This is a genomic window from Herminiimonas glaciei (genome assembly GCF_042664955.1).
Classification (GTDB): domain Bacteria; phylum Pseudomonadota; class Gammaproteobacteria; order Burkholderiales; family Burkholderiaceae_D; genus Oxalicibacterium; species Oxalicibacterium glaciei.
Genome location: NZ_JBHTBU010000001.1, coordinates 1,854,835 through 1,880,939, shown reverse-complemented (window position 1 = coordinate 1,880,939; position 26,105 = coordinate 1,854,835). Strand labels below are relative to the sequence as shown.

The following is a 26,105-nucleotide window of genomic DNA, read 5'->3' as shown; positions in this document are numbered from 1 at the left end:
AAGTGGATGATGGAGATGTGCGGATGTTTGCGGACGTCTTGTGATTTTTCTTTCAGATAACTCCCGGCAATAAATTGCTCCATCCATTTCTCTGTGCACATCGCATGCCGTCTGCTTGCATGTAGTTATTACACGGCATTTCATTTCACATTTTATTTGCTGATTTCAAATTCAAGCGACAGGAATGTGCTGCCTAAAATTTAAGCAAAATATTTTTAATAAAAATGTAACAAATGTGAACTTTAAAAACGCGTGGGACACCAAGCGTTGGTTGTGTGAGGTAGAGAGTATGTTTTTTCTACACGTCGCATTGCCACCACGCAAAACAGATAAGCCGGAATGCCGTTACGCGCGATGTACTGCCGATGCTGCCAGCGTATTCATTTATTTTTATTACGTCATCGCGACAATTATTTTCAGGAGATTTCATGCTTCGATCAGACACGCTTTTTGGCAAGCGAGAATCCAATACGCCAAACCCTCCTATGAGCACAACCAATTCGTCCCCTTTGTCCAGTTCAAGCACAGGCAGCTCCAGTTTTCCTAAAGCATCAACTCCTGCTACCGGTTTCAATTCGTCCGGTGCAACATCGAACCAACATACCAATGAAGTTGGCAGCAAGCTGATTGTCGGCCCCAACATCAAACTCAAAGGTGTCGAGATCACGGATTGCGATACGCTGGTAGTGGAAGGCTTCGTTGAAGCGACGATGGATTCACGCGTGATCCAGATTGCGAAAGACGGTTCTTTCAAAGGTTCGGCCGGTATCGATATCGCTGAGATCCACGGCACCTTCGATGGCGAGCTGACGGTACGCCAGAAGCTGGTGATCTATGCATCCGGTAAAGTCTCCGGAAAAATTCGTTACGGCAATGTCGTAATCGAAGAAGGTGGCCAACTGGCGGGTGATGTGCAAGTCGGTGGCACCAGCGCCCAGGCGAAAGGCCTGGCAGTCGCAAAAAGCGTCTGATCGTTTAAGCTGGTCATTAGCAGTAAGCTGATCCCTCGCAGCACCGCCAGTGGTGCTGCGAGGGATTTTGTGCGCCTGGGCAGGCAGGGTTTCTCGCGATCAAGAAAGCCGTGCGACAATATGGCTCCCCGCTTGAACTGCAAGCGCTGTCATTCAGGTACCCATCATGCATCCCGAATACGTTCTTAATCTATCCTGCCTCGACCAACGCGGTATCGTGCAACGTGTATCCGGATTTCTGGCCGGGCACGGCTGCAATATTATTGAGTCGGCGCAGTTCGGTGATGCACAGTCGCAACTCTTCTTCATGCGTGTTTACTTCGCCGCGGAAGATTCATCTGTCAACGATGAAGTCTTGCGCGCCGATTTCGCTGCGATGGCCGAAACGATGCAGATGACATGGCAACTGCACGATGCGCAAAAGAAACCGCGTGTGATGTTGATGGTGTCGAAGATAGGGCATTGTCTCAACGACTTGCTGTTCCGCTATAAAAGCGGTTTGTTGCCGGTGGAAATTCCTGCCATTGTTTCCAATCACACTGATTTCTATCAGCTGGCAGCCAGTTACAACATTCCCTTCCATCATTTACCGTTGGCACCCGGTGCATCAGAAGGGGCCAAGCGCGCACAGGAAGATCGGGTGCTGGAAATTGCAAAGAGTGCGGAAATCGACCTGGTGGTACTGGCGCGCTATATGCAAATCCTGTCACCGCAAATGTGCCTGGCCTTGCAAGGACGTGCGATTAATATCCATCATTCCTTCCTGCCCAGTTTCAAGGGCGCCAAGCCTTACTACCAGGCGCATGAACGTGGTGTGAAGCTGATCGGTGCGACTGCGCATTTCGTGACTGGTGATCTGGATGAAGGTCCTATCATCGAGCAGGATGTGGAGCGGGTGGATCATGCGATGAATCCGGCTACGCTTACTGCGATTGGTCGCGATGTTGAGTGTGTGGTGCTGGCGCGCGCGGTTAAGTATTTCATTGAGCATCGCATTTTGCTTAATGGACATAAGACGGTGGTGTTTAAGTAGGTTCTGGTTTCCTGGTCTTGATGCTGCTCTTTCTTCGATCATGCTTGGGTTGCCGGGAGCGGCCCGGCAGCCGCTCACTTTTCTTGTCTCGCCAAGAAAAGTAAGCAAAAGAAGGCGACCGCGAAGCCACAGCCCCTACGGGGTCCCCGTTTGTGCAAGTCAAAAAATGGGAAGCGGACGAAACTCGCTACGCTCAAACAACGTCCACTTCTTTTTCCATTTTTTGCCTCGCACAAACGGCTGCGTCAAAGCGGGCAACCACCACAGCCTCTTAGGTTCATCCAAAAAAGAAAAAAGCACGCATATAGCGTGCTTTTTTATTACCTAACCCAACGCTTAATTCAGAACGCGTTTGAGGAAATTGGAAATATCATCCAGCTGCGGACCACAAACCGAATGCGGCATATTGTACTCATGCCACTCCACGTTATAGCCCAAAGCTTGCAGCAGGCTCAGCGAACGCTGTGCGCGCGTAATAGGGATGACCTGGTCGCCGCGGCCGTGGCCGTAATAGATAGGGATGTCTTTATTGGCTGCGCTGGCTTCGGCTTCCAGCGTCGAGTCGATAGGTACATAGCCGGACAGGCAGAGCAGGCCGCCCAGGCGTTCCGGATAGCGCAGGCCGACCTGGAAGGTCATCGCGCAACCTTGCGAGAAACCGGCGATCAGGATCTTGTTGGCGGCGATGCCGCGTGCTTTTTCGCGTTCTATCAATTCATTGATCGACACTTGCGATGCGCGCAAACCGGCTTCATCTTCTTCACGGCCGAATTCGGTAACGACGACGTCGTACCAGGCCGGCATTTCGCGGAAGCCATTGACGGTAACCGGGATTTCCGGTGCGTGCGGGAATACAAAGCGGATACCAGGCAAGCCGCTCAGGTCGAGTTCTCTGACGATAGGAACAAAGTCGTTGCCGTCGGCGCCTAGGCCATGCATCCAGATGATGGAAACGGTTGGGTTGGGTGCTGTTTCAAGTTCGACTGTTTCTAAGGTCATGATGATCGTGAGTAAAAATTACGGGTAGTTAAAAAATTATTTGGCCGGACGGATTGCGTGCTTCGGACGCCAGGCTTTGCAGACCGCTTCATTGGTTTCGATATACGGGCCGCCCATCAAGTCTATGCAATAAGGCACGGCCGCGAAGATACCGCCTACGATTTGTTTGCCGTCGGCATCTTTCAAACCTTCCAGCGTTTCCTTGATCGATTTCGGCTGGCCCGGCAGGTTCATGATGAGCGCCGCATGATCGGCGGTCTCGCGTATGACGGTGACCTGGCGCGACAGGATCGCGGTGGGAACGAAGTGCAGGCTGATCTGGCGCATTTGTTCACCGAAGCCCGGCATTTCCTTTGTGCCGACAGCAATGGTTGCTTCCGGCGTGACATCGCGTCGGGCCGGACCGGTACCGCCGGTGGTGATGACGAGGTCGCAGCGTTCGATGTCGACCAGTTCTATCAAGGCTTTTTCAATGGCGGATTGTTCGTCCGGGATCAAGCGGGTTTCCACTTGCCATTCACTGGTCAGGGCCGAGGTGAACCACGCTTGCAGCGCAGGTATGCCTTCGTCCTGGTACACACCGCTGGAGGCGCGGTCAGAGATCGATACCAGGCCGATCTTCAATTCATCCGGGTTAGTCTTCTTCGACATCGTCTTCTTCATCCGTGGTTGATGCGGCAGCAGCTGCCTGCAGTTGTTTCAGGATCTGGAAAATTTCGCGATAGGCTTTCGGCGGTTTGTTCTCTGCCTGTTCCTTGCGGGCGTTGCGGATCAAAGTGCGCAGGTGCTGTGCATCCAGTTCCGGATTGCTTTCCAGTAACTGGGTCAAGGCCTTGTCGTCGGCCAGCAGTTTGTCGCGTTTGCGTTCAATCGCGTGCAGGGCTGCGGTTTCGGATTTGGATGCGCCTTTCCAGCTATCCAGCATTTTCTGGATAGCGGCGATTTCGTCCGGTTCCAGCGTACGCATTTTTTTGCCGACATATTGTGTCTGGCGGCGGCGTCCTTCGTGATCCTTGATCAACTGGCATTCGAGGATGGCGTCGCGCACATCTTCCGGCATCGGCACGCGTTTGACGCGGTCGCGCGGTTCGGCGATCAGCTCTTCACCGAGCTTTTGCAAGGCCGTCATTTGGCGCTTCAGCTCGGATTTTGATGGGCGTTCGTATTCCTGTTCGAATTCGGTCGACTGGAAGCCGCAGGAGCCTCGGTTAGGATTTGGCATGATCTGATTTGATAAGGCGTAGAGCCATTCTGTAAACGACTGCTATGATAACTGTTTTATAGGTATTTCCGAAGAAAACGACCCCTCATGAGCGAATCAGTGTTTATACATAGTCAAGATCAGTTAAAGCAATTGGCGCAGGACGTACTGCGTTATGCGAAGGAAAAAGGCGCATCCGATGCCGCCGTAGAGATCAATGAGGGCAGTGGTTTGTCGGTTTCGGTGCGTAAAGGCGGCGTCGAGACGATAGAACAGAATAAAGACAAGGGTATGGGCGTCACCGTCTACCTGGGCGGCGATGGCCACGTGCGCCGCGGCAATGCCAGTACTTCCGACTTTTCGCAACAGGCGCTGAAAGACACGGTAGAGGCGGCATACAACATCGCCCGCTTTACCGCGGAAGACGATTGCGCCGGTTTGCCGGACGCCGACATGCTGGAGCGGAATCCCTTGGATTTGCAATTGTGCTATCCATGGCTGATTTCCAGTGAAGAAGCGGTGGAACTGGCGAAACGTGGTGAAGCGGCGGCGTTTGCTGTCGATAAACGCATCACGAACAGCGAAGGTGCCAGCGTCTATGCGCAGCAATCGCACTTCGTTTCGGCCAATTCACGCGGCTTTATCGGCGGTTATCCATATTCGCGCCACACCATTTCGGTCGCACCGATTGCCGGCAAGGGCAGCAATATGCAGCGCGACGACTGGTATTCATCGATGCGCGATCCCAAGAAGCTGGCCAAACCGGAAGCGGTCGGCCAGTACGCGGCGCAACGTGCACTGGCACGCCTGAATGCGCGCAAGATTGACACCCGCAAATGCCCGGTCCTGTTTGAAGCACCATTGGCGGCGGGTTTGCTCGGTGCTTTCGTGCAGGCCGTATCCGGCGGCGCCTTGTATCGCAAATCGACTTTTTTGCTGGATTCGCTGGGCAAGCCTGCGTTCGCACCCCATGTACAGATCGTGGAAGATCCGCATGTGATAGGCGGCGTCGGTTCGTCGCCATTTGACGAAGAAGGCGTGAAGACCAGCCGCCGTGATGTGGTCAAGGACGGCATCGTGCAAGGTTATTTCCTGTCGACTTATTCGGCCCGTAAACTCGGCATGCAAACCACCGGCAATGCGGGTGGTTCACATAATCTTGCGATGACTTCGTCATTGACGAAATCCACCGACGACTTCAAGGCGATGCTGAAGAAGCTCGACACCGGTTTGCTGGTAACCGAATTGATGGGCCAGGGCGTCAATTATGTGACCGGCGATTATTCGCGTGGCGCCTCCGGTTTCTGGGTCGAGAAGGGTGTGATCCAGTATCCGGTCGAAGAGATTACGATCGCCGGCAATATGAAGGATATCTTCATGCAGGTAGTCGCGATCGGCGCCGATACCCTGGTGCGTGGAACCAAACAAACCGGTTCGGTGTTAATTGAAAATATGGTTGTTGCGGGTGGTTAATACGGCATTTTCGGTGTATGGTTATACCAGTTGTTTATAGCGTAAAGCAGGAAGATTTTTTCTACTTCGGGCAACTTACGTCACCCTTACAACTAATAATTTGAATGAGATTTAACGGCTGATTTTATCGGCAAGAAAATTTCAAATAGCTGTTGTCGTTAACCACTCCAGGAGACAAAATGGAACGTCGTTCATTCCTTAAGAAAGCAGCAGTCGGCGCTACCGCAGGTGCGGTTGCCGTGCCTTCTTTTGCACAAACCAACCCGACGATTAACTGGCGTCTGGCTTCCAGCTTCCCTAAATCGCTAGACACGATTTATGGCGCAGCGGATGTATTTACCAAACGCGTATCGCAACTGACGGATGGTAAATTCAATATCCGTCCTTTCGCAGGCGGCGAAATCGTCCCGGCCCTGCAAGTGATGGATGCAGTACAGGCCGGTACCGTTGAAATCGGTCACTCCGCTTCGTACTACTACTTTGGTAAAGACCCTACATTCGCATTCGACGCTGTTGTTCCATTCGGCCTGACCTCGCGTCAGCAAACCGCCTGGTTCGACCAGGGCGGTGGTCGTCAACTGACCCGCGAATTCTTCAAAGACTACGGCATCGTCAACTTCCTGGGCGGTAACACCGGTACCCAGATGGGTGGCTGGTTCCGCAAGGAAATCAAGGAAGTTAAAGACCTGCAAGGCTTGAAAATGCGTATCGGTGGTTTCGCCGGTCGCGTCATGCAACGCCTCGGCCTGGTACCGCAACAGATCGCCGGTGGTGATATCTACCCGGCACTGGAAAAAGGCACCATCGATGCAGCAGAATGGATCGGTCCTTACGACGATGAAAAACTCGGCTTCAACAAAGTCGCGCCGTTCTACTACACACCAGGCTGGTGGGAGCCTAGCCTGCAACTCTCGTTCTACATCGGTATCAAGGAATGGGAAAAACTGCCTAAGGCATACCAGGCTGCAGTAGAAGCCGCTTCCTACGAAGCACACGTCGTGATGCAAGCGGAATACGATGCACGTAATCCAGCCGCATTGGCACGTTTGCTGAAGAACGGCGTCAAGCTGCGTCAATTCTCCAAACCGATCATGGAAGCTTGCTACAAGGCTGCCGTTGAAACGATGGATGAAGAAGCCGCGAAGAATGCCAAGTTCCAGAAGATCTACGAACCATGGAAACGCTTCCGTCAAGACCAGAACCAATGGTTCTCGGTGGCTGAAGTGCCTATCCAGAACTTCATGATCGGCCGTAAGTAATCCTTACCGCTTCATTAAAACCCGCAGCCTGTGCTGCGGGTTTTTTTATGCCTGCCTGAAACAGCCTTCCATCGCGCCGTTTGTTGATAAAAGCATGAGAAGGGTGCGGCAGGGCTGCTCTGGTGACGGGTATTTGCTACGGGCAAAAAAAATCCCGCACAGGCATCGTGCGGGATTGTCAGGGGAGTCCTGTATTACTTCTTGGCCGGTTCTTCAGTCGAGAAGTTCAGTTGTGGTGCTTCATCGTCGCTGGCGGCAGGTTTGTCGCTGCTGCTATCCGTAGCGCCATCATTGCCATAGTCGACGCCTCCTTCACCCATGTCGATCTTCAACTCGATCTTTTCATGCATATCGGTTTTGGAGTCGACCGAGATCAGTTTCGGGAAGGCGATGATCAGCGTCACCATGATGACCTGGATCAGCACGAACGGTACCGAGCCCCAGTAAATATCCGAGGTTTTGACCTCTTTCGGCGCGACTGACCTTAAATAGAACAGGGCGAAGCCGAAAGGTGGATGCATGAAGGAAGTCTGCATGTTCACGCTCAGCAACACGCCGAACCAGATCAGGTCGATACCCATTTTTTCGGCTACCGGACCAACCAAAGGTACCAGGATAAACGCCAGTTCGAAGAAGTCGAGGAAGAAGGCGAGGCCGAAGAACAGGATGTTGACCACGATCAGGAAGCCGGCAGTACCGCCTGGCAAAGAGGTCAGCAGGTGTTCTACCCACAGGTCACCGTTGACGCCGCGGAAGATCAGGCCGAACACGCTGGAACCGATCAGGATGAACATCACGAAGCAGGACAGGCGTGAAGTCGAATTCATGGCCTGTTTCAGCAAGCCCCATGACAAGCGACGGTTCATCAATGCCAGGACGATCGCGCCAAAAGCACCCATGCCGCCGCCTTCGGTCGGGGTTGCAATACCGACGAAGATGGTGCCGAGCACCAGGAAAATCAGTGCAAGTGGCGGAACCAGTACGAAAACAACCTGTTCAGCGATCTTCGACAACATGCCCAGTTTCATCTTGCGATTGATGTAGGCGATCAGGAAAGCACCGGCAATGCTCAATGTTGCTGCGTAAATCAAACCTTCATCTGCATGCAGCTTCGAATTGCTTGCCAACAGGATTTTTTCCAATACGAGGCAAGCGCCGACAGTTCCGGCGATCAAAATCAGCAAGGAAATAACACCGCTGGAGCCGTCAGGCTGACGCAAGTTGCGTGCTTCAGCCGGCAAGGCTGGAACCCATTTTGGTCTCAGGATGGAGATGAGCAGAATGTAACCTGCATACATCGCGGTCAGCATCAGGCCTGGGAAGAAGGCTGCCTGGTACATATCGCCAACGGAACGGCCCAATTGGTCGGCCATCACGATCAGCACCAGCGATGGCGGAATGATCTGCGCCAAGGTACCGGAAGCGGCAATGACGCCGCTGGCGATTTTCTTGTCATAGCCATAGCGCAACATCACAGGCAGCGAAATCAAGCCCATTGAAATCACCGATGCAGCGACCACACCGGTAGTTGCCGCCAGCAAGGCACCGACGAAAATAACCGCATACGCTACACCACCACGCAGGGGGCCGAACAACTGGCCAATGGTGTCGAGCAAGTCTTCCGCCATCCCTGAACGTTCAAGGATCAGGCCCATGAAGGTAAAGAATGGAATCGCCAGCAAGGTGTCGTTCGCCATGATGCCGAAAATACGATTCGGCAAGGCTTGCAGCAGTTCCGGTTTGAGCAGGCCCAGTTCAATGCCCATCAAGCCGAAGAACAGGCCGTTGGCGGCCAGTGAAAAAGCAACCGGGAAACCTGATAGCAGGAATACCACGAGCGCGCCGAACATGATCGGCGCCATATTCGCAATGAGAAATTCAGTCATGTTTGTTCCTGGCGATCAGTTAAGTTTGTTCGCAGCTTTGATCGCCGCAATTTCTTCTTCCGGAGTAGCGGCCTGTTTTTCAAAGGCGCTGGCAGGGACCACACCTTTCAGGTAACCGATCCGTTTGATGATTTCCGATACGCCTTGCAGGGCCAGCAATACGAAACCGATCGGAATCAGCAGTTTCGCAGGCCAAACGATGAGGCCGCCGGCATTGCTGGAAACTTCCTGGTTTTCGATCGAAATCAGCGCGTAAGGCGTGGAGTAGTACAAGATCAGCAAAGTCGCAGGCATCAGGAACAGCAGGAAGCCGAGCAAATCAATCCAGACTTGCGTACGTTTGGAAAAACGGCCTACGATCACGTCGATGCGGACGTGTTCATTGCGACGCAGCGTGTACGAGGTTGCCAGCAAAAAGATGGCGCCAAACAAATACCATTGAATTTCAAGCCAGCCGTTGGAGCTGATGTTGAATATGTAGCGCATAACGGCATTGCCGGTACAGATGAGGACAGCGAGCAATAAAGCCCAACTGATGCCGTGGCCTATTTTTTCATTGAGGGCATCAATGAATCGCGATAGCGATAGCAAAAAAGACATTATTTTTGTCTCCAGATTGATTTTGAATGAAGCACGTGCGCATGCCCCTGTTTATTAATGCCTGCGAAGATGCTTTTTATTGCCATGTGAGTATAAGTCATATCAATTGACGCCCATGTTACGAAAGCGTTTTTAATACGTACACACATATCCCATTTTCACAAGGCAGCACAATACAGCGCCTAGCTGACATGAAGATTACGACAGAGGGAAATGATGCGATTTTCAGAGGGTATTGATCACATAAAGACCCTACAAAAAATGGGTTATGTAATATTCTGAAAAACTTAAGGCCGGATACAAAACGGGCATGCAGAGTTGCATGCCCGGAATTACCGTTTAATTCAGCTTGCTGCGGTGCCGGGCGATAGCCAGGCGTACCTGCTGTGGTGCGGTGCCGCCGACGTGGTTACGTGCAGCGACCGAGCCTTCCAGTGTCAACACTTCAAAGATATCGGCTTCGATGAGGGACGAGAAGACGCGCATTTCTTCCAGTGTCAGGTCGCTCAGGTCGCAGCCGCGGTCGACGCAGGCACGCACTGCATGTGCGACGGCTTCATGTGCATCACGGAATGGCAGGCCTTTTTTCACCAGGTAGTCGGCAAGGTCGGTCGCGGTTGCATACCCTTGCAAAGCGGCGGCGCGCATGGCATCCGGCTTGACCGTGATGCCGGTCGCCATATCGGCAAAGATGCGCAGCGTATCCACCACGGTATCGACGGTGTCGAACAGCGGTTCCTTGTCTTCCTGGTTATCCTTGTTGTAGGCCAGCGGCTGGCCTTTCATCAGGGTCAGTAATGCGATCAGGTGGCCATTGACGCGACCGGTCTTGCCGCGTGCCAGTTCAGGGACGTCCGGGTTTTTCTTTTGCGGCATGATCGACGACCCGGTGCAGAAGCGATCGGCGATATCGATGAAGCCGACGCGCGGGCTCATCCAGATCACCAATTCTTCCGACATGCGCGACACGTGCGTCATGATAAGCGCAGCAGCGGCGCAGAATTCAATCGCGAAGTCGCGATCCGACACCGCATCCAGCGAGTTGTGGCAAACGTCTTCAAAGTCCAGTGTACGTGCGACACGTTCACGGTCGATCGGGAAGGTGGTGCCGGCCAGTGCAGCGGCACCCAGCGGCAGGCGATTGACGCGCTTGCGGCAATCCAGCATGCGTTCGGCGTCACGGCTGAACATTTCAACATAGGCCAGCATGTGGTGACCGAAAGTAATCGGTTGTGCCACTTGCATATGGGTGAAGCCAGGCAGGATGGTGTCGGCGTGTTTTTCAGCCAAGTCCAGCAGTGCCAGGCGCAGGTCGCGCAGCAAGCCGACGATATTGTCGATTTCGCTACGTACATACAGGCGGATATCGGTGGCAACCTGGTCATTGCGCGAACGACCGGTGTGCAGGCGTTTGCCGGCATCGCCGACCAGCTCGGTCAGGCGTTTTTCAATATTCAGGTGGACGTCTTCCAGGTCCAGCAACCATTCAAACTTGCCGGAAGCAATTTCTTCCTGGATTTGTGCCATGCCGCGCTGGATTTCCGCGTGGTCTTGCTGGCTGATGATGTTTTGGTGCGCCAGCATCTCTGCATGTGCGAGCGAACCCTGGATATCTACCTGGGCCAGGCGCTTGTCGAAAAATACAGAAGCAGTGTAACGTTTGACCAGATCGGAAACGGGTTCGTTGAAGCGTGCCGACCAGGCCTCGCTCTTTTTGGAGAGTTGTGCTGTCATAATTGGGTCCTAATGAATACGCGATTATAGAACAAGCGCACCCCGCAATCCCACCCTAGCCCCGATAAATCCTTCACTCATGCCGCCATCGCTAGATTCCGTGTCCATCTCCCCGCTGGAAATCGTGATCCCAGACTGTTGCAATATAGGCATCATGGTCAGGTCTTTGCTGTGCGTCAACGGCGTGGTGCTGGTGGTGATGCTGATTAATGCGGGCTCACTGCAAGCCGGTTTGCTGGCATTTGGCGAAGCGTCGATGTTGCTGGAGCTGGCTTGCCTGACTTCACTGTTTGCATTGTGCGGTTTGCGGCGGCTGGTGCGTTCGATCCCGCCGTGGGGCCAGCGCCTGGCTTGCGCGCTGGTACCGGCTGCGATTACCGGCCTCATCATCCATTACCTGCTGAATGACGCGTTATTGCTGGCCAGCCTGAGCCGGTTGTCGGCGCTGGAGGGGGTAGTGTGTGCCGCCTTGTTCGGCATCGCCTTGCAGCATTACTTTGAATTGCGGACCCGTGCTTTTTCGCCGGCGCTGGCTGAAGCCCGCCTGCAGGCTTTGCAGGCACGTATCCGGCCGCACTTCCTGTTCAATAGCCTGAACGCCGTTTTGTCGCTGATCCGCAGTGAACCGCGCCGCGCCGAAACCACGCTGGAAGATATGGCCGACCTGTTTCGCGTGCTGATGCGGGATGCGCGCGATATCACTACCCTGGGTAATGAGGTGCGCATCGGCATGCAGTATCTGTCGATCGAAAAAGTACGCCTCGGTGAGCGGCTATTGGTGAAATGGGATACCGACGGTATTTCCGCCGATACCCTGCAACGGGCCCGGACGCCAGCCTTGCTGTTGCAGCCCTTGCTGGAAAATGCCGTGCATTATGGTGTCGAGCCGTCGCCGGACAGCGCCCTGATCACAATCAGTATTGCCCGCGTGAGTGACCGTATAGAAATCATGATGACGAATCCGTATCATGCCGATGTGGAATCGACCGGTAACCATATGGCGCTGGATAACATCCGTGAACGCCTGACGCTTTTATACGATATGGAGGCGCAATTGACGACGCAGGTGGTGGATGGACAATTCGAAGTACGTCTCTATCTCCCTTACCAAAAGGCGGGTGCATGAGACCGCGCATCCTGATCGTTGACGATGAAGCACCGGCACGGGCGCGCCTGACGACCTTGCTGTCCGACATTGCGGCAGAGTGTCCGCATGAACTGGTAGGAGAGGCGGCACAAGCGCAGCAGGCGCTCGATAGCATCGCCGCGCTGGCGCCGGACATTGTTTTACTGGATGTGCAAATGCCGGGCATGACCGGCATAGAGCTGGCATCACACCTGGCGCAGGACGATAAAGCTGCGCCGGCGGTCATCTTCGTGACCGCCTACGATGAATATGCTTTAAGGGCTTTTGAGGTGCACGCACTTGATTACTTGCTGAAACCGGTACGCGCATCGCGATTGGCTGATGCGATACGGCGCGTCGGCAGTTTGCAGGCCGGTGCGCAGAAAAAAATGATGGGCGATGCGGTCGCTACCTTGCAAAGCGTACGCAAGAATTTTTCGGTGCAGGAAAGAGGGCGTTTGCTGCTGGTACCGGTAGCGGATGTGCTGTACCTGAAAGCAGAAGCAAAGTATGTGACTTTACGCACCCGCCAACGGGAGTATTTGCTGGAAGCATCACTGTCCGCACTGGAGCAGGAGTTCGCGACGCAATTCATACGCGTGCATCGCAATGCACTGGTGGCCCGCGAAGCCATCATAGGCGTGGAGCGTGGCGCGCAAATCGTGGATGCCGACAGCGAGGCCGACAAGGCGCAGGAATCGTGGCAGGTGATCCTGCAGCATATTGATGACCGCCTGCCGATTTCGCGTCGGCAATGGGCCGGGGTCAAGGCGCTGGTGCGTTAAATCTTCGATGCATAAAAAAAGGGAAGCAGATTTGCTTCCCTTTTTTGTTGGCTGGCGCATGCTTAGCCGGTGTTGCGCAAGCCGGCAGCGATACCGTTGATTGACAGGTGAATACCGCGACGGACACGGTCATCAACCTTGCCATCGCGCATGGCTGCACGGTGACGCTTGATCAGCTCGACCTGCAAGTGATTCAGCGGATCGAGGTAAGCGAAGCGGTTCTTGATCGAACGGGCCAGCAAGGGGTTATTTGCCAGGCGTTCTTTCTTGCCGGTGATCAGGGTCAGGCACGACGAGGTGCGCTCATGTTCGCCTACGATGCGTTTGAAAATGCTGTTGCGCAGCTTGCGGTCAACCACCATTTCCGAATAACGCGAAGCGACCGCCAGGTCGGTCTTCGACAAAACCATGTCCATATTCGACAGCAGCGTGACGAAGAATGGCCATTCCTTGAACATCGCGCGCAGCGTTGCGACACGTTTCGCCTTATTTTCACCTTGCTCCAGCCATTGTTCGACTGCGCTGCCGAAGCCGTACCAGCCCGGTAACAGCAGGCGGCATTGGCCCCACGAGAAGCCCCATGGAATCGCACGCAAATCTTCAATCCGGCGGGTCGCCTTGCGTGACGCAGGGCGTGAGCCGATATTCAATTCGGCGATTTCTGCAATCGGCGTGGCCGAGAAGAAGTAGTCGGTGAAGCCCGGTGTTTCATACACCAGGTTGCGATAGCCTTTGTAAGCCAGCTCGGACAACTCGGCCATCACGCTTTCGAATTCAGCGAGTTTCTTCGCTGCCTTGCGATCTGCCGGTGGCGGCGTCAGGCTGGCTTCCAGCGTGGCGGCAACCAGCAGCGCGAGGTTGCGACGACCGATTTCCGGATTGGAGAATTTGGACGCAATGATTTCACCTTGTTCGGTCAGACGGATCTGGCCGTTCACGGTGCCCGGCGGCTGCGCCAGGATCGCTTCATAGCTTGGTCCGCCGCCGCGACCGACGGTGCCGCCGCGACCGTGGAACAGGCGCAGCTTGACGCCGGCACGGTTGAATACATTCACCAGTTCGGTTTCTGCCTTGTACAGTTCCCAGTTCGATGTCAGGAAGCCGCCATCCTTGTTCGAATCCGAATAGCCGAGCATGACTTCCTGCAAGTGGCCTTGTTTGGCGATCAGGCGGCGCACTTTCGGGATCGCCATCACTTGTTCCATGATGTTTGCAGCGAGGCGCAAATCAGGGATGGTTTCAAACAGCGGGATCACCATCAGTTCGACTTCACCGACCGATGCAACATCGGTATCCGGGCGCAACAAACCGGTTTCGCGTTGCAGCAGCAGGACTTCCAGCAAATCGGAGACGGTTTCGGTATGCGAGATGATGTAGTTGCGGATCGCACGTGAACCGTAGCGTTGACGGATGTGATGTGCGGCGCGCAGGATGTTCAGCTCGGAATTGGTTTCGTCCGAGTAATCGATATACGGCGAGTAGAGCAGGCGAGGTTTATCCAGCTCGGTCAGCAGCAATTCAACTTTTTTCTGTTCCGGCAAATCTGCATACGAAGTTTCGACTTCGGCGCGTTTGAACAATTCGCCCAGTACACGTTCGTGCACGTCCGAGCTTTGACGCATATCCAGCGTTGCCAGATGGAAGCCGAAAATCTCGGCAGCGCGCAGCAATGGCGCGAGGCGTGGCTTGATCAGTACGGTGCCGTGGCGTTCCTTGAGCGAATCGACCAGCAGTTGCAGGTCGGCCGAAAATTCGACTGCACTCTCATACGGTGCGCCCGGGCCGACTTCCTTGCGCAGGATATTGGTGGCGCCATGCGCGCGTGCGGTAGCCGCCAGGCGCGCATAGATGCCGATCAGCGCGCGGCGATATTGTTCATCGGCGCGATGCTCGGAAGTGTCCGGCGATTTGTCGGCCAGGGCCTGTACTTCCGGGCTGACGCCGGCGAGGAAGGTCGAGACCGGCAGTTCCGCGCCGAGTGCGTGCACTTCTTCCAGGTAAAACTCAAGGATGGTGGTTGATTGACGTGCCAATGCGAGTTGCATGGTACCGGCGTTGACATTTGGATTGCCGTCGCGGTCGCCGCCGATCCAGCTACCCATTTGCACGTAGGAGTGCTGGTCGCGGTTGGCATGGGCGCTGCTTGCACGCTGCGGGAATTGTTCGGCGATTTCGTCTTCGATGTCTTCATACAGCGCAGGCAGTTCGCGCAGGAAGGTAATGCGGTAGTAAGACAGCGCGTTATTGATTTCGTCTTCGACTGACAATTTCGAATAGCGCAGCAAGCGGGTTTGCCACAGGGTGGTGACCAGTGCGCGCAGCAATTCAGTATTGGCTGCACGTTCCTTGGCCGTCATCGGCAGGTCGCGTGCCGCCAGCAAGCGGGCGATGTCGTGTTCTGCGTCGAGTATGCTTTTGCGCTGCACTTCGGTCGGGTGCGCGGTCAGGACCGGGGAAATCAGTGCATCCTTGAAGAATTTGCGTACGGTCGCGCCGTTGACGCCTGCATGCGCCAGCTTTTCCAGTGCAAAGGCAACGCTGCCTTCCTGCGGTGCCGAACCTGCCAACAGGTGTGCACGGCGACGGCGGTTGTGATGCTGGTCTTCCGCAATATTGGCCAGGTGCGAGAAATAGGAAAACGCGCGCACCACCGAAATGGTTTGTTCGCGGGTCAGCTTCTTCAGCAATTTGTTCAGGTCGGTACCTGCCTGTACATCGGCTTCGCGACGGAAACGCACGGCGGTCTGGCGGATGGTTTCCACCACTTCGAATACGGCATCGCCTTCCTGGTCACGCAAGACGTCACCCAGGATACGCCCAAGTAAACGAATATCTTCTTTGAGTGGGGCGTCTTTATTGGCGGCTGGATTTGCAGCTTTGTTCACAGCTTTATTGGCAGATGGAGCGCGCACGCGAAGCGGGGTTGTCGGTTGTTTTGCCATATTGAAAAAATGCAGTCAGCTTGTTCAGAGTGATAAGGATGGAGTAATGCGGCGTCTTCTACGAGGGTACATGCTAAAATTTCAAGGAACTCATGATGCAACAATCTGCGAGGTCATCGATACTGTGATGATCTCGAAAGCATATCGAACTTGTTGAAAACAAAGAAGAATTCAGCAAATTTGGCCGCCCCTGACAGAAAATCGAAAGAAGCCGTGTTGAAATTTCCGCCCCCGAAAAAACTGGTCATTGCCTCGCGCGAAAGTCGTCTGGCCATGTGGCAAGCCGAGCATGTCCGCGAAAAACTAGCCATATTATATCCGCAGTGTTCGATAGAGATTCTCGGCATGACAACTCGGGGTGATCAAATTCTCGATCGTACCCTTTCCAAAGTCGGCGGCAAAGGCCTGTTCGTCAAGGAATTGGAAGTTGCGATCGCTGAACAACGGGCGGATATCGCCGTGCATTCGTTGAAGGATGTGGCGATGACGCTGCCGGACGGATTTGAGTTGGCAGCTGTGCTGGAGCGCGAAGATCCGCGTGACGCCTTTGTCTCTAACGAGTTTGACTCGCTGGAAGCCTTGCCTGCCGGTGCGATAGTCGGCACCAGCAGCCTGCGTCGGCAGGCGCTGATCGCCGCGCGCTATCCGCAACTGGTAATACGCCCCTTGCGTGGCAACCTGGATCGTCGCCTCGGCAAGCTCGACGGTGGCGAATACGCGGCCATCATCCTGGCCGCAGCCGGTCTCAAGCGCCTCGGCCTGGCGCAGCGCATCCGTTCCTACCTGCCGCCGGAGCAAAGCCTGCCCGCACCCGGGCAGGGCGCGATGGCGATAGAAATCCTCTCCGAGCGTGCTGACCTGAAGGAATGGCTGGCACCGTTGAACCATAGAGCAACTGCATTGGCTGTCACCGCGGAGCGTACGGTTTCGCGTAATTTTGGCGGGAGTTGCCAGATTCCGCTGGCGGCTTTTGCCACCATCGACGGTGATGACATGCGTTTGCGCGCCATCATTGCGACGCCGGACGGTTCAAAAATCGCCAGCGCTGATCTCAGCGCTGCGGCGAATGAGCCGGAAGCACTGGGACGCCAGATCGCCGACGCTTTGAAGCTGCAGGATGCTGCTGCGATCCTGGCTTTGTGTAAATCGGATGCGGACGGGGATGTCTGAGTTTGTAGTAATTACACGGCCATCGGCGCAAGCCGATGTGCTGGCACAACGCGTGACGGAGCTGGGGCGCAAGGCGGTGATTTTCCCTTTGCTGGAAATCCTGCCGCTGGATGATCAGGAACCGCTGCGCCGGGCTTTGCGTGAGCTCGATCAATATGCGCTGATCGCCTTTGTCAGTCCGAATGCCATCGATGCCGCCTTTAGCGCCCGACCCGACTGGCCCTGGCATATTCCATTGGCGGTGGTGGGCGAGGGCAGTCGCATGGCTTTGCTGCGGCATGGCGCGACTGAGGCCAAGGCCACCATCATCAGCCCGACCGACCTGGATCGTACCGACTCGCAGACCCTGCTGGCTGAACTTGACCTGCCCGCTTTGCGCGGCAAGCAGGTTTTGATCGTACGTGGTGAGACCGGACGCGAATTATTGGGTGATACCTTGCGTGCCGCAGGCGTAGGCGTGACGCCACTTGCAGCGTATCGGCGGATAGCGCCGGAATTGAATAATGCAAAACGTAGCGAACTGAAACGTTTATTAAGTTGTCAGAATGACTGGATCGTGACCAGCTCCGAAGGTTTGCGTTTCCTGACAGAGATGGTTGCACAACTTGATGAAGCAGGGAGCGTCGCAAAAATGCAACAACAAAGAATTATCGTATCCCACGTTCGCATCGCAGAAACCGCGCAGTTGCTGGGTTTCCCCAATATTACGCTAACCAGATCAGGCGACGACGGGCTGTTAGCCGCGTTACAATCTTGCTCATGAACGATATGCCAACATCTCCCGAATCTACGCCGCCGCCAACTCCTGCTGCGGCGCCATCCCATGGCGTGCCGCCGAACCCGCCGCCGGCGAACAAGAATAGCGCTGCCGGCAAGCAAGGCCTGGTCTATGTGGCACTAGTTGCACTCGCTGCCCTGGTAGGCGTGCAGTGGTGGATGTCGCACAAGGAATTGTCCACGGTACGGACTGAAGTGGCACGCCGTATTCAGAGTGGCGATGCGATCAATACCGAAACCAAGGTCATTGTGAAGTCGGCACAGGAAACCATCACCGAGCTGCAAGCCAAGGTAAATGTACTGGAAGGCAAACAGATAGAAGCGCAAAGCCAGCAATTGGCGCTGGAACAGTTGTATCAGGATCTGTTCAAGAAGCGTGAAGACTGGGCATTGGCGGAAATCGAACAAGTGTTGTCTACCGCCAGCCAGCAGCTGCAATTGGCCGGTAATGTACAAGGTGCATTGATCGCTTTGCAAAACGCCGATGCCCGCCTGTCGCGTGCCGACACGCCGCAATTCGTCAGTGTACGTCGCGCCATTGGTCACGATATCGCGCGCCTGAAAGCCTTGCCCAGCCTGGACCTGACCGGCATCGCATTGCGCCTGGACAGCGTCATCGGCCAGATCGACACCATGCCTTTGTTGTCCGATGAAAAACCGGCGTTGCCAGCCAGCGAACCGAAAAATCGTCCGGCACCGGTCAAGCCTGCGGCAAAAAATGCCAAGGCTGCACCAGCTCCTGAGCCGCTTGCGAATGACTGGTGGCCTGTGGCCAAAGCCAAGTGGGAAAGCCTGAGCAATGAAATGTGGGGCGATATTCAACAATTGATACGGGTGCGCAGCGTCGATACTTCGGATGCCTTGCTGTTGTCGCCGACCCAGGCTTACTACGCACGTGAAAACCTCAAGCTGCGCTTGCTCAACGCACGCCTGGCTTTGTTGTCGCGCAATGAAGTCGCATTCCGCAGCGATATGATCGCGTCGCAGGATGCCATCAGCAAATACTTCGATACGCGTGCCAAACAAACACAAACTGTGCAGGCGCTGTTGAAGCAAGTGCAGTCGAGCAATCTGGCAATTGAGATGCCGACCCTGGCCGAAAGCCTGAATGCAGTCCGTAATTACAAAGCGAAGCCTTGATGCCGGCTTCCGGCTGCAAGCTTCGCTTTAAAACCACAATGATTGCCTACCGTTTTTAATATGCGCATATTCCTCTGGCTCCTCGTCCTGTTTGCCACTGCCATCGGACTGGCGGTGGTGGCACGCTTCAACGCCGGTAACGTGGTGTTTTTCTACCCGCCGTACCGGGTCGACCTGTCGCTGAATTTCTTTATCCTGCTGTCGGTCCTGCTGTTCTTCCTGATCTATGCAGTACTCAAAACAGTACGCGTGGCGCAAAAAATGCCGGGCAAGGTCGCCGCCTATCGTCGCGACAAACAGGAGCGCAAGGGCAACCTGGCTTTGCGTGAATCACTGAAAGCCTATTTTGAAGGTCGCTTCGGCCATGCCGAAAAAGCCGCGATGCGCGCGTCGGATTCGCCGGATAACTCGGGCCTGGCCGCACTGATCGCCGCACGTGCTGCGCATCGGATGCAACAGACCGAGCGCCGCGATACCTGGCTGGCGACAGTGGAAGAAGACCAGTCGCTGAAAACCGCACGCCTGATGACGGCGATCGAATTGCTGGTCGATGAACGCCAGCCGGAACTGGCGCTGGACGTGGTCAAGGAATTGAACGCAAACGGAACACGCCATATCCATGCCTTGCGCATGGCATTGAAGGCGAACCAACGTGCGAACAACTGGCCGGAAGTCTTGCGCCTGGTGCGCACGCTGGACAAGAACAATGCCTTGCATCCGGCCTTGTCGAGCCGTTTGCGCGAGCTGGCGTATCAGGACTTGCTGAAGAATCCATCCAACGATGCTGAATCCTTGCGCAATATCTGGTGGGCCATCCCGGCCGAAGACCGCGTCAAGGCCTATGTCGCGATCCACGGTGCAAATGCTTTCAACCAGCGCGGCTTGCATGATGACGCGCGTGCAATTATTGAAAAATCAATGGCCGTTGAATGGGACGAGCGTTTGTTGCGTCCTTATCGTGCGTCGGCTGCAGGCGAGGGTTCACCGGCTTTGCTGGCGCAGATCGAGCGTTGCGAAGAGTGGAGCAAAACCCATCCGACCGATCCTGAGCTGGCGTTGACGCTGGGTACTTTGTGCCTGCGCCAAAACCTGTGGGGCAAGGCGCAGCGTCATCTGGAACAAGCGTTGTCAGATGCAAACGGTGCGCGCATGTTGCAGGAAGTACATTTGAAACTGGCGCAATTGCATGAAGCACTGGGTCATGAACAAGAGGCTGCGTCGCATTACCGTCAATGTGCGGTGGCGACCATCCTGTAAGACTGCTGTAATGGCAGGTGTGTAGCTTCACACCTGCCGGTATCGCCGCCGGGCAATATTTCCTGCCATTTCATCCGTAATACCCCAGCAAGAAAAATGCTGAAAGCCGCTATAATTCAGGGTTTGCAGCACTGTTCCCCACTTTTGAGAAAACAAATATGAGTCTGAATCACGTCCCAGCCGGCAAAGATCTGCCGAACGACTTCAACGTCATTATCGAAATCCCAATGAACGCCGATCCGGTCAAGTATGAAGTTGACAAGGAGTCGGGCGCGATGTTTGTTGATCGCTTCATGAGCACCGCGATGCACTATCCGTGCAACTACGGCTACATTCCACAAACCTTGTCGGACGATGGTGACCCGGTTGACGTATTGGTGATCACACCGTTCCCGCTGTACCCGGGCGTAGTTGTACGCTGCCGCGCAATCGGCATGCTGAAAATGACGGACGAAGCCGGCGGCGATGCAAAATTGCTGGCAGTACCTATCGACAAAATCCTGCCTATCTACAGCCACTGGCAAAAGCCGGAAGATATCAACGACCTGCGTTTGCAGCAGATCCAGCACTTCTTTGAACACTACAAGGATCTGGAAAAAGGCAAATGGGTGAAGGTTGATGGTTGGGTTGGTCCGGATGAAGCTAAAGCCGAAATCTTGTCTGGCGTTGAAGCTTACAAGAAGAGCGCCGGCAAATAATTGTTGGCATGCTTGAAAAAAAGCGCACTGTGAAGTGCGCTTTTTTTATGGCTCAACGGATCATGCGATAAGCGACTGCAACTCAAATGATCCCGCGCCGCGCTAGCCATTTTTGTCCGAACTGATTAAACGCCAAGCCTCCCAGCACCAGCCCACAAGCGGCAAATTTCCACCACTGCAAAGACTCATCCAGTATCAATGCAGCACACGCCATTCCTATGATGGGAACCAGCAAGGTGAACGGTGCAACCGTAGCCGCCGGGTATTTACGCATCAATACCGCCCACGCACCAAAGGCAAACATCGTATTCGGATAAGCCTGATACAGGACGGTGGCGAAGGCGCGCCAGTTCATGTTGTGGGCGGCTGTTACCCAGCCTTGCGTACCTTCCATCAGCAGCGATGCAATCAGCAATGGCGGTAGCGAGATGAGTGAGCCCCAGATCATCAGGGCCAGGGGATTTACCTTGCCGATTTTCTTGGTGACGATATTGCCGCTGGCCCAGCACATGCTGGCGATGATGACCAGCATGAAGCCTATCAGTGTCGCCTTGCTTTCCAGTTTGTAGGCAACCAGCGCCATGCCGCAGAAGGAGATAAGCGCACCGACCAACTGCGTGACACGCGGACGTTCGCCGACGAACAGGATGGCGAGTGCGATCGTGAAGAATACCTGCAACTGCATGACGAGCGAAGCCAAGCCAGATGTCAGCCCCAGCTGCATGCCGGTGAACAGGAAGGTGAATTGCAACGCGAACTGGAACAGGCCGAAGGCGCACAACAGCTGCCATGGAATCGCCGGGCGCTTGATGAAGAAAGCCATCGGAAAAGCAGCGAAGGCGAAGCGTAGTACGGTGAGCGCAATCGGTGACAGGTCTTGCAAACCGATTTTGATGACAACGAAGTTGAGGCCCCAGATGCTGACTATCGCAAGTGCAAGCAGGATATCGGTGGGACTCATGAGAAATACAGTTTTCCAAACACGAGATTTTAATACGATTCGGTTTTGCGGGTTTTGCCCGCCAGTACCGTGTGTCGCCGCGCGCTTAGCCGCGCCAGATGGAATAGGCTGCGATCAGCAAGGCGACGATGCCGCCGCATACAGGCCAGAACAGGCGGGAGTGCCGCAGCGGCAATGGTTCGACTATCGCTTCTATATCTTCCAACTTGGCTTTGCGACCCTGGTCACGCCGGGTGCGGGCCAGGAAACGTTTGATATCGAGCGCCATTTCCTCCGCAGTTTGATAACGCTTGTCGACTTTTTTGCTCATCGCTTTCATGACGATTTTCGACAAGGCCAGTGGCACGCTTGCTTCTATCGCATGCGGGTCGGCTGCCGCCTTGAATGAAATCTGGTGTAGTAGCTTGTCGGTATCTTCGGCCTGGAAGGGTTTGCGGAAGGTCAGCATTTCATACATCACCGCACCCAGCGAATAGATATCGGTGCGGGCGTCGACCGCATGTCCCATCGCCTGTTCCGGCGACATATAGTTCGGCGTGCCGAGCAGGTTGTCATGGAACAGGGTGTAAGGCTCTTCCGCCTTGTGCATTTGGTCTGTGACCCGGTTCGGCGCACGGGCGATACCGAAATCAACCACTTTCGGTTGCAGGTCGGCGCTGAGGAAGATATTGGCCGGTTTGATGTCGCGATGCACGACGCCATTCTTGTGTGCATGTTCGAGCGCATCGGCTATCTTCCAGCTGATGGAAGCTACTTCGCTGGCCGTGAAGCGATGGCCGCCATCCAGCATCTTGTTGAGTTCGCGCCCCTGCAGATATTCCATTGCAATATAGGTTGCATCACCTTCACTTGAAGCTTCGTAAATCGTGACGATATTGGAATGCGCCAGGCGTCCGGCGGCGCGCGCTTCATTGATGAAGTGTTGTTCGTGCTGTTTTTTCTCTACCAGGGACAGGCGGCTGCGGAAGGTTTTGATCGCGACGTCGCGGTCTATGATGGGATCGTGCGCCAGGTAAACCACGCCGATGGAGCCACGTCCGAGTTCGTGTTTGATCGCAAAGCGACCTATGCGTATCAGTCGGGTTTGGGTACTGCCATTGGGTAGGGAAGAGCTGAAGGTCATCGTGCAGCTAGCATGCCCTGCGCCGCCTTTGCTGACAAGTGTTGACTGTGGGAAAGTTTCTAAAAATCAACAATATTTAACGTTTAAATGGATTTCTTTCGTTCAACTCGTCGATATAGGAATCGATGCCGCCGCTTTCCCGTTTCAGGAATTCTTCGATTGCATCTGAAAACGCCGGGTGCGCAAGCCAGTGCGCGGACCAGGTTTTTTGCGGCAGGAAGCCGCGTGCCATTTTGTGTTCCCCCTGTGCGCCGCCTTCAAAGCAGGCCATTTTCGCGGCGATACAGAATTCCAGCGGCTGGTAGTAAGCCGTTTCAAAATGCAGGCAATCGATATGCTGGAGCGCGCCCCAGTAGCGCCCGTACACGGTTTGTGCATCGTGGATCAGCAGCGATGAAGCGATAGGGATGCCATCCCTTTCCGCCACGATCAGCAGGATGTTGTGCGGCATGCTGGTGCCTATGCGCTGGAAGAAATCCAGGTTCAGATAGGGGGTTGAATGATGCATCGCATAGGTGTGGTCATAGCAACGCTTGAAAAATACCCAGTCTTCCGGACTCGCATCGTGGCCGGAAATATGGCGGAAGCTGACACCCGCTTCCTGCACCTTGCGGCGCTCGGCACGGATGTTCTTGCGTTTCTTGCGCTCCAGCGTCGCCAGGAATTCTTCGAAATTGTGATAACCGGCATTGAGCCAGTGGAATTGCACCCCGCTACGCAGCATGAAACCGGCTTCGCGTAGCTGCTCCGCCTGTTCGGCCGGAGGGTAGAGGATATGGGTGGATGAAAAGGAATTGCTTTCCTGCACATTGATGATGGCTGCAATCAGGGCGGTTCGCGCTTCGGCGTCACGTGCCAGCAGGCGGCTGCCGGTGACGGGTGTAAATGGTATGGCCGATAGCAGCTTTGGATAATATTGCAGGCCGTTGCGCTCATAGGCGTCGGCCCAGGCCCAGTCGAAGACATATTCTCCGTAGGAATGGCCTTTGGCATACAGCGGCAGGGCGGCCGCCAGTTCCTCGCCGCGCCAAATCGTCAGGAACTGCGGCTGCCAGCCGGTTTTGGCCGAGGCCGAGCCGCTTTCATGGAGTGCGTCGAGGAAGGCAAAAGAGAGGAAGGGATTGGCTTCATCCTGTAGTTGTACCAGTGCATCCCATGCGTTTTGGCCGATTTCTGATAAAGAAGAAACGATACGCGTGCGATAATTGCCAAATGCGTTAACAGGTTCACTCAATTTGATTCAACTTTATTCTAGCGTTTAGTTGCTTCAGCTTTTTTCATTAGCCAGTATTTCAGTTTCTTATTGCTCAAGCCATGACAGTCAAAGTCGCCATCGCGCAGATCAATAGCACCGTCGGCGATCTCGCCGGTAATCGTGCCAGGATTGCCGAATTCTCCCGTCGCGCCGCTGAACAGGGTGCAGACATCGTATTGACGCCAGAACTTTCGCTGGTCGGTTATCCGCCGGAAGATTTATTGTTGCGCCAGTCATTCTACGCAAAAACCACGGAAGCGTTGCTCGCACTCGCAGCCGACCTGGCTCCGCTGCATGGCTTGCACGTGGTGGTCGGCCATCCGTTCGAACAGGACGGCCAGCGCTATAACGCGGCGTCGGTACTGCTCAACGGCAAGGTTGCAGGTACTTACTGCAAACACGATTTGCCGAATGCCACGGTGTTTGATGAAAAACGTTATTTCACTTCGGTCGATGAACCACTGGTGTTTGAAGTGAAGGGTGTGCGCTTCGGTATCAATATTTGCGAAGATACCTGGTTCCCGCATGCGCCTGCGCGTGCAGCGGAAGCCGGAGCGCAAGTCTTGCTGGTACCTAATGGCTCACCATTCCACATGAATAAGCAGCATTTGCGCGTCGATGTGATGCATGCAAATGTGACGGTACACGGCATGAGCCTGGTATATGCGAACCTGGTCGGTGGCCAGGATGAATTAATTTTCGACGGCAATTCCTTTGTGCTGGACCAGGCGGGTGAGATGCGTGCGCAATTGCAGCACTGCGTCGAAGATTTGCAAATCATTGAATTCCAGGGTGGACAACCGGTAGATGGCACCATCGTCGAAGAGTTGTCGGTTGAAGCGCAGGTTTATAAGGCGCTGGTACTCGGTGTACGCGATTACATCGGCAAGAACGGTTTCCCGGGTGCGCTGATCGGTATGTCAGGTGGTGTCGATTCGGCCCTGACGCTGGCAGTGGCGGTAGATGCGCTGGGCGCGGACAAGGTACGCGCAATCATGATGCCGTCGCCGTACACGGCCGAAATCTCATGGGTCGATTCGCGCGATATGGTTAAGCGGGTCGGCGTACGTTACGACGAAATCGGCATCAACGATTGTTTCGAAGCATTCAACCGTACTTTAGCCAATGAATTCAAAGGCTTGAAGCAGGATACGACGGAAGAAAACATCCAGGCGCGCATCCGCGGCACCATCCTGATGGCGCTGTCGAACAAGCATGGCGCGATCGTGCTGACGACCGGCAACAAGAGTGAAATGGCGGTGGGTTACTGCACACTGTATGGCGATATGGCCGGTGGTTTTGCGGTGCTCAAGGATATTGCAAAGACACTGGTGTATCGCCTGTGCGCTTATCGTAACACCGTGTCCGACGTGATTCCGGACCGTATCCTGACGCGCGCGCCGTCGGCCGAGTTGCGGCCCGACCAGACCGACCAGGATTCGCTGCCGCCATATGAAGTGCTGGACGCGATCATGCAGATGTATATGGAAGAAAACCAGAGTGGTGCCGAGATCATCGCCGCCGGTTATCGCCCGGAAGACGTGGCGCGCATCACGCACCTGATCAAGATTAATGAATATAAACGGCGCCAGTCGCCGGTCGGTATCCGTGTCACGCACCGGGCTTTCGGGCGTGACTGGCGTTATCCGATTACATCCAAATTCCGTGAATGATGGCAAAATAAACGAAAGTTTTCCGCCGGACCCATCTGCCCG

At 54.8% G+C, this 26,105-nt stretch carries 22 protein-coding genes; 12 read left to right on the top strand and 10 right to left on the bottom strand.

Features of this window, described 5'->3' with window-relative positions; genetic code table 11:
• Window positions 1-428: 428 nt before the first annotated feature.
• A complete protein-coding gene (locus ACFQPC_RS08465) occupies window positions 429-971 on the top strand; it encodes a bactofilin family protein (protein WP_382271437.1) in 543 nt (180 codons plus the stop codon).
• A gap of 163 nt (window positions 972-1,134) precedes the next feature.
• Window positions 1,135-2,004 carry a formyltetrahydrofolate deformylase gene (gene purU, locus ACFQPC_RS08460; RefSeq protein ID WP_382271889.1) on the top strand — a complete coding sequence of 290 codons (870 nt, stop codon included), beginning with the start codon at window positions 1,135-1,137 and terminating at the stop codon, window positions 2,002-2,004.
• Between the two features lie 336 nt (window positions 2,005-2,340).
• On the opposite strand, the gene ACFQPC_RS08455 is transcribed toward purU, so the two are convergent.
• From ACFQPC_RS08455 to yjgA, 3 genes are read right to left on the bottom strand one after another with little or no spacing between them, the layout of a single operon-like run.
• Entirely contained in the window at window positions 2,341-3,003 is a 663-nt protein-coding gene (locus ACFQPC_RS08455; protein WP_382271436.1) for an alpha/beta hydrolase, read from the bottom strand.
• Window positions 3,004-3,039: 36 nt separating this feature from the next.
• Window positions 3,040-3,654 (bottom strand): molybdopterin adenylyltransferase, encoded by a 615-nt coding sequence (mog, locus tag ACFQPC_RS08450; RefSeq protein ID WP_382271435.1) that lies wholly within the window; start codon window positions 3,652-3,654, stop codon window positions 3,040-3,042.
• Window positions 3,638-4,225: a ribosome biogenesis factor YjgA gene (gene yjgA / locus ACFQPC_RS08445; protein ID WP_382271434.1), complete on the bottom strand. Its 588-nt coding sequence runs from the start codon at window positions 4,223-4,225 to the stop codon at window positions 3,638-3,640. Before yjgA ends, mog begins: the two co-directional genes overlap by 17 nt.
• A gap of 87 nt (window positions 4,226-4,312) precedes the next feature.
• Between yjgA and pmbA the strand changes: the two genes are divergently transcribed.
• Complete coding sequence (gene pmbA / locus ACFQPC_RS08440) at window positions 4,313-5,677, top strand: metalloprotease PmbA (protein ID WP_382271433.1); 1,365 nt, start codon at window positions 4,313-4,315, stop codon at window positions 5,675-5,677.
• Between the two features lie 179 nt (window positions 5,678-5,856).
• Complete coding sequence (locus ACFQPC_RS08435; RefSeq protein WP_382271432.1) at window positions 5,857-6,936, top strand: TRAP transporter substrate-binding protein; 1,080 nt, start codon at window positions 5,857-5,859, stop codon at window positions 6,934-6,936.
• A gap of 194 nt (window positions 6,937-7,130) precedes the next feature.
• Here ACFQPC_RS08435 and ACFQPC_RS08430 read toward each other — a convergent pair whose 3' ends face one another.
• The 3 genes from ACFQPC_RS08430 to argH form a co-directional block, all read right to left on the bottom strand.
• On the bottom strand, window positions 7,131-8,822 hold the full coding sequence (locus ACFQPC_RS08430; RefSeq protein ID WP_382271431.1) for a TRAP transporter large permease: 1,692 nt from the start codon (window positions 8,820-8,822) through the stop codon (window positions 7,131-7,133).
• Between the two features lie 15 nt (window positions 8,823-8,837).
• Window positions 8,838-9,422, bottom strand: coding sequence for a TRAP transporter small permease subunit (locus tag ACFQPC_RS08425; RefSeq protein ID WP_382271430.1), 585 nt, complete (start codon window positions 9,420-9,422; stop codon window positions 8,838-8,840).
• Between the two features lie 339 nt (window positions 9,423-9,761).
• A complete protein-coding gene (gene argH / locus ACFQPC_RS08420; protein WP_382271429.1) occupies window positions 9,762-11,156 on the bottom strand; it encodes an argininosuccinate lyase in 1,395 nt (464 codons plus the stop codon).
• 100 nt (window positions 11,157-11,256) lie between these two features.
• Between argH and ACFQPC_RS08415 the strand changes: the two genes are divergently transcribed.
• Together ACFQPC_RS08415 and ACFQPC_RS08410 are read left to right on the top strand one after the other, a co-directional pair.
• Window positions 11,257-12,282: a sensor histidine kinase gene (locus ACFQPC_RS08415; protein ID WP_382271428.1), complete on the top strand. Its 1,026-nt coding sequence runs from the start codon at window positions 11,257-11,259 to the stop codon at window positions 12,280-12,282.
• The gene (locus tag ACFQPC_RS08410) at window positions 12,279-13,067 is read left to right on the top strand and encodes a LytR/AlgR family response regulator transcription factor (protein WP_382271427.1); all 789 of its coding nucleotides are present in this window, start codon (window positions 12,279-12,281) and stop codon (window positions 13,065-13,067) included. Before ACFQPC_RS08415 ends, ACFQPC_RS08410 begins: the two co-directional genes overlap by 4 nt.
• 62 nt (window positions 13,068-13,129) lie before the next feature.
• On the opposite strand, the gene ppc is transcribed toward ACFQPC_RS08410, so the two are convergent.
• The gene (gene ppc, locus ACFQPC_RS08405; protein WP_382271426.1) at window positions 13,130-16,009 is read right to left on the bottom strand and encodes a phosphoenolpyruvate carboxylase; all 2,880 of its coding nucleotides are present in this window, start codon (window positions 16,007-16,009) and stop codon (window positions 13,130-13,132) included.
• Between the two features lie 216 nt (window positions 16,010-16,225).
• Between ppc and hemC the strand changes: the two genes are divergently transcribed.
• The 5 genes from hemC (at window position 16,226) to ppa (ending at window position 21,051) form a co-directional block, all read left to right on the top strand.
• Window positions 16,226-17,179, top strand: a complete 954-nt coding sequence (gene hemC / locus ACFQPC_RS08400; protein WP_382271425.1) for a hydroxymethylbilane synthase — start codon at window positions 16,226-16,228, stop codon at window positions 17,177-17,179.
• Window positions 17,172-17,942 (top strand): uroporphyrinogen-III synthase, encoded by a 771-nt coding sequence (locus tag ACFQPC_RS08395; protein ID WP_382271424.1) that lies wholly within the window; start codon window positions 17,172-17,174, stop codon window positions 17,940-17,942. Before hemC ends, ACFQPC_RS08395 begins: the two co-directional genes overlap by 8 nt.
• Window positions 17,939-19,096 carry a uroporphyrinogen-III C-methyltransferase gene (locus tag ACFQPC_RS08390; RefSeq protein ID WP_382271423.1) on the top strand — a complete coding sequence of 386 codons (1,158 nt, stop codon included), beginning with the start codon at window positions 17,939-17,941 and terminating at the stop codon, window positions 19,094-19,096. The genes ACFQPC_RS08395 and ACFQPC_RS08390 overlap by 4 nt, the downstream gene beginning before the upstream one ends.
• A gap of 60 nt (window positions 19,097-19,156) precedes the next feature.
• Complete coding sequence (locus tag ACFQPC_RS08385) at window positions 19,157-20,353, top strand: heme biosynthesis protein HemY (RefSeq protein WP_382271422.1); 1,197 nt, start codon at window positions 19,157-19,159, stop codon at window positions 20,351-20,353.
• Window positions 20,354-20,511: 158 nt separating this feature from the next.
• The gene (gene ppa / locus ACFQPC_RS08380) at window positions 20,512-21,051 is read left to right on the top strand and encodes an inorganic diphosphatase (RefSeq protein WP_012079003.1); all 540 of its coding nucleotides are present in this window, start codon (window positions 20,512-20,514) and stop codon (window positions 21,049-21,051) included.
• Window positions 21,052-21,133: 82 nt separating this feature from the next.
• Here ppa and ACFQPC_RS08375 read toward each other — a convergent pair whose 3' ends face one another.
• The 3 genes from ACFQPC_RS08375 to ACFQPC_RS08365 all read right to left on the bottom strand — a co-directional run bounded on the left by ACFQPC_RS08375 (window position 21,134) and on the right by ACFQPC_RS08365 (window position 24,369).
• Window positions 21,134-22,012: an EamA family transporter gene (locus ACFQPC_RS08375; protein WP_382271421.1), complete on the bottom strand. Its 879-nt coding sequence runs from the start codon at window positions 22,010-22,012 to the stop codon at window positions 21,134-21,136.
• Window positions 22,013-22,097: 85 nt separating this feature from the next.
• Window positions 22,098-23,135, bottom strand: coding sequence for a serine/threonine protein kinase (locus ACFQPC_RS08370; RefSeq protein ID WP_382271420.1), 1,038 nt, complete (start codon window positions 23,133-23,135; stop codon window positions 22,098-22,100).
• 76 nt (window positions 23,136-23,211) lie between these two features.
• Window positions 23,212-24,369 (bottom strand): GNAT family N-acetyltransferase, encoded by a 1,158-nt coding sequence (locus ACFQPC_RS08365; RefSeq protein WP_382271419.1) that lies wholly within the window; start codon window positions 24,367-24,369, stop codon window positions 23,212-23,214.
• A gap of 80 nt (window positions 24,370-24,449) precedes the next feature.
• Here ACFQPC_RS08365 and ACFQPC_RS08360 point away from each other — a divergent pair, with 80 nt between their 5' ends.
• Window positions 24,450-26,063, top strand: coding sequence for an NAD+ synthase (locus tag ACFQPC_RS08360; RefSeq protein WP_382271418.1), 1,614 nt, complete (start codon window positions 24,450-24,452; stop codon window positions 26,061-26,063).
• Window positions 26,064-26,105: the final 42 nt, after the last annotated feature.